A 4,661-nucleotide genomic window follows, 5' to 3' on the forward strand; every position below is an offset into this window, starting at 1 on the left:
ATATTATGGAATATCAGGATGAAGATCGAACAATTTCCGCATTAAAAGAGGCACTAGCAGCCAGCCCTGAGAATGTGCCTCTGCGCAGATATCTGGCCGAGCTGCTCCTGAGCCAGGGCCGGCTCGAGGAGGCTATCGAGCAGTTCCAGGCCGTGTTAGAGCGCAGTAACGACCAGGCCAGCCGAGTCGGCCTCGGACGTGCCTACTATCAGCGCGGCGATTTCGAACGTGCGGAGCAGTTTTTGCAGGTGGCATTGGCCCAGCAGGCCAGTCCAGAAATTTATCTGCTACTCTCCAAAAACGCCTTTGCGCGCAAGGAATACCAGCGTGCCGCCGACTACTATGAGCAGGCTCTCAGCGCCAACGAGGAGCTACGAGATAGCGCCTACGAAGAGGAGCTGGCCAGGCAGGGCATAGTGATCAGGGGCAAGCTGCGCCTGCTACGCTTTGCTGGTGCAGGAGAGCAGGCGGAAAGCGGACAGGAGCAAGTCGAGCAGCCAACTGTGACTTTCCAGGATATCGGAGGACTGGAAGAGGTCAAAGAACAGATCCGCCTTCAGATTATCTATCCACTTCAACATCCTGACCTTTTCCGTCGTTTTGGGCGACGCCTTGGTGGCGGTATTCTACTCTATGGCCCTCCTGGCTGCGGGAAGACCTTTCTTATCAGGGCAGCGGCGGGCGAGAGCCAGTGTCTCTTTATCAACATCACCATTCACGATATTCTGGACATGTACATTGGGAGCAGCGAGAAGAATCTTCACAGGATCTTCGAGCTGGCACGGCGCAATCGTCCGGCGCTTGTCTTCATCGACGAGCTAGATGCCCTGGGCAGGAGTCGGCAGCAATGGCGCTCTTACGACCTGCGCACCTTGACCAATCAGCTCCTGCTGGAACTGGATAGCATCGCTGCAGACAACAGAGAGATTTTTGTCGTGGGTGCCACGAATAGCCCCTGGTTTGTCGATAGCTCATTGCGACGGCCTGGACGCTTCGACCGCGTTCTCTTCGTCCCACCCCCCGATCTCGAGGCCCGCTGTGAGATTCTGCGCCTCCACCTCCGCGACAAGCCTACCGAGGCTATTGACTACCAGCAGCTCGCCAGGCAGATGGAGAAGTTCTCCGGCGCCGATATTCGAGCTACCTGCGAGCGAGCCACTGACGCGGTCCTCAGCGAAGCCCTTAGGACTGGACGCCCGCGGCCCTTGCGTATGAGTGATCTATTAGCTGCTCTCAAACAAGTTCGACCCTCAACCCTCGAATGGTTCGCCACTGCCAAAAACTACGCCACCTACAGTAATGAGGGTGGCCTCTACGATGACGTAGTCCAGTTCCTGCAAAAGACCAAGTGGTAGCCATGCCAGAACAAGAGAGAAATACTGTCCCCACCCCTGAGAGCCTAGAAAACTATAGGAAAGCCGTCATCGCTCTGAAGCTTGATCGACCGCAGATGGCGATAGAGCTTCTGCGTAAGGTCCTGCGAGAGCAGCCTGAGCACGTCAGGGCCCATAGGCTTATGGCCCTGGCTAGCCTTGAAAGCAGGGATCTGACTCAGGCCGAGCAGGCCGTGAGGGAGGCGCTACGGCTTGAGCCACAGTCCAGTAGCCTGCATGTGCTCTATGGCCTGATCCTCTTCCAAAAAAGGCAAATCAAATTGGCCAAAGCCGAGCTGAACGAGGCGCTGAGGCTTAACCCAATAGACCCCTGGCCTTACTTCTTTTTGGGGGCGCTCTATCTCTTTCTGCCAGTGCCTCTAGCAGACGAGGCTCGCCCTTACACTTTCAAGGCCATCGAGCTGGCTCCTGATGAGGCACCTATCCAGATGCTCTTTGCGAAACAGGCCAATGCTGACGGTCACCTGACTCTGGCAAGAGCAGCCTATTACCGCGCCCTGACCCTCGAGCCACAGAACCCTTTCATTCTCAGAGAGTATGGGGACTTCCTGCTCAACCGGCAGGTACAGCCACAGCAGGCGCTGCAAGTTCTCAAAGAGGCCATCCGCCTTGACCCCAACGATAAACAGACCCAGAAACTGCTGTTGAAGGCTATTCGCGCAGCTCACCCACTCTATCGGCCTATCACAGCTTACCAAGCCTATCGACAACAGGCTCCACAAGCTCTGAAATTTGGCATGGGCTGCGCTGCCTCGCTTTTCATTCTCATCATTGGTAGGCTCTTTCTCCACTTCGTAGAAGCAATCTTCAACCTCGGGGTCAAAAGCCACAACGCGCAACTATTGAATATCTCGATGATTCTCATGTGCCTCGGCATTATCATTACTCCCTATGGATTGATCATAATCTACCGCGCGATCATGGCCCCGCTCTTGCTCTTTCTCATTAAGCGAGGTTGGGTCAAGTAACGAACGGGGAAGTCAACCGTTGTATCTATAAGGAGATGCCATCTGGCTGCGAGCAGGATAATATCCTTCGAGATCATGAGACTTAACTTGGGAGAAGATGCATGGCAGGTCTGGAGGGAAAGACCCTCGAACGCTATGAACTGCGTCGGCTGATTGGCAAAGGCGGCATGGCCGACGTTTATGAGGGCTACGACCTGGCGGTCGAGCGGACTGTAGCGGTTAAGGTTTTTAAGCGCGAAGATGAGGAGCTACTGCGCCGCTTTATCCGCGAGGCTCGCCTGATGGCCGCGCTCAAGCACGAGCATCTAGTACCGATTTACGACACCGGCTCGGGTCAGATTGATGGCCTCACCTGGTACTACATTGTAATGCCCTTCATGGAGGGGGGAACACTGCGGGCGCGCATCCGGCAAGGACCGCTTCCGCTGAGCGAAGCCTGCCGCAGCCTGCGTGAGATTGCAGCCGCCCTGGACTACATCCATCGTCAGGGGATCATTCACCGTGATATCAAGTCCTCTAACGTACTGCTCGACGCCGAAGGGCATTGCTATCTCTCTGATTTTGGGATCGCCCGCACCACCAGCGACGCCACCCAGCTCACCAGCACTGGCAACGTGCTTGGGACTGTCGAATACGTTGCGCCGGAGTTATTCGAAGGAGATAACCGAGCCAACGTGCGCAGTGACCTCTACTCGCTCGGTGTCTTGCTCTTTGAGATGGTCACCGGGCGTCTGCCCTTTACGGCAGAGAATCCGATCGCGGTCGTTACAATGCACATCAGCAAGCCGCCACCGCCACCGCATCTCTATGTTCCCCACATCAGTCCCGCGGTCGAACACGTGATTCTCAAGGGATTAGAGAAACGGCCCGAACGGCGCTATAGCAGCGCCAGCGAGCTGGCCGAGGCCTTCTGTCAGGCGGTGACTAGTGGCAGCCGGGCCCTGGTCACAGGCGCCACGCACCAACCCTATCAGGACTGGGCCCAGGTCAGCAGTCAGAGCGCAGGCGCTGCCGGGACACCGCAGCCGCTGGTCTTGCGCAGCGTAGGTAGCGTCCATACCCCGGCTCCGCCGCAACCGACCTCTTATCCTCTGACAGGGCAGGTCTATAGTCCTGCGCCTGTGCTCTCCCCAACAGGTACGGGCTATGCCGGCTACGGACAGCCGCCCTCAAGCACAGCCTCCACACGGCGCGGTCTGCTGCTTGCCAGCTTGGCCCTTGTTCTATTGCTCGCCATCTCTCTTCCCCTGGCACTGGCTATCTTTTCTTCGCCACACCAGGGTACAAACGGCAGCCCCACTGTCTCTAGCGGCCAGCCCAGCGGACAACAGCAGCAGACGCCCACAGCCACGCCCAATCTGACCGCCACCGCCCAAGCTCAGGCCAGCGCTACCGCCCAGGCCCAGGCCCAGGCCACGCAAACGGCAATCGCCGGAGCGACTGCGACCGTCCAGGCTCAGGCCTCCGCCACCGCCGCGGTCTGGCAGACCGCTACCGCTGGCAGGTTGGTCTATAGCGATGCCTTGACCAATGCTGAGAATCCTGCGACCAGACAGGCCAACTGGGACCGTAGCAATCATTGTCTCTTCGGAGGCGATGGCTATCACGTTGTTCAGGCTATGAGTCTGACCACTTCCCAGCGCATTTGCCATGAAGTAAACTATAGCTACGGGAATATAGCTCTCAGCGTGCAGATGAAGATTCTTAGCGGCGCCTCGGGGGGCGTCCTCATTCGCCTAGGCACCAATCTTTTCAATCTCCCGTCGGGCTACCTCTTTGAGGTCGACAGCCAGGGACGCTACCGCATTGCTAAGTTTAATGGAGGACTTGAGCAGCCTTTTACTGATTGGACGACTGCTCCCGCTCTGCAAGCAGGAACAGGTGTACAGAATACCCTGCAGATCATTGCTGATGGGAGCAGCCTTTCCTTCTATGCTAACAACGTTTACCTGACGACGATCAACGATAGCAGCTATACCGAAGGCAATATCGGCTTTCTCGGCGTAGCGGGCGACAACGACGCCAATGTGGTCTATAGCAACCTTGCGATCTATGCTCTGAGTTGATTGCCAGAAAGCGCACACCATCCAGCGAAACAGCGCCTTATGCGCCTCTGCTCAGGCCAATCCAAGAAGATCTGACGCCGCGCCGGTCACACGGTCAGATGCCACAGAAAGACGCGACCTAGCCAATTTTCTTGCCGGCTGGTTGCGTCTTTACTATGGGGCTATCCCATAGCTGTGCTTGCAACCGGCCAGGTCCAGGCGGTACAACAACAGCATCGGCCCGGTATCCGATG

Annotated in this window: 3 protein-coding genes; all 3 read left to right on the forward strand. The window is 57.0% G+C overall.

What is annotated here, in order from left to right:
- On the forward strand, positions 1-1,355 hold a 1,355-nt coding region (locus tag IRZ24_RS17030; RefSeq protein WP_297166785.1), incomplete at its 5' end, for a tetratricopeptide repeat protein.
- 2 nt (positions 1,356-1,357) lie between these two features.
- Positions 1,358-2,362 (forward strand): tetratricopeptide repeat protein, encoded by a 1,005-nt coding sequence (locus tag IRZ24_RS17035; protein WP_297166786.1) that lies wholly within the window; start codon positions 1,358-1,360, stop codon positions 2,360-2,362.
- 101 nt (positions 2,363-2,463) lie between these two features.
- Positions 2,464-4,428: a serine/threonine-protein kinase gene (locus IRZ24_RS17040; RefSeq protein WP_297166789.1), complete on the forward strand. Its 1,965-nt coding sequence runs from the start codon at positions 2,464-2,466 to the stop codon at positions 4,426-4,428.
- Positions 4,429-4,661: the final 233 nt, after the last annotated feature.

Origin of the sequence: Thermogemmatispora sp. (assembly GCF_019683755.1) — a bacterium.
In the GTDB taxonomy this organism is placed as follows: Bacteria; Chloroflexota; Ktedonobacteria; order Ktedonobacterales; family Ktedonobacteraceae; genus Thermogemmatispora.

Coding starts and splice junctions, on each gene's coding strand:
- IRZ24_RS17040 (WP_297166789.1), top strand. CDS start 2,464: ATGGCAGGTCTGGAGGGAAAGACCCTCGAACGCTATGAACTGCGTCGG.
- IRZ24_RS17035 (WP_297166786.1), top strand. CDS start 1,358: ATGCCAGAACAAGAGAGAAATACTGTCCCCACCCCTGAGAGCCTAGAA.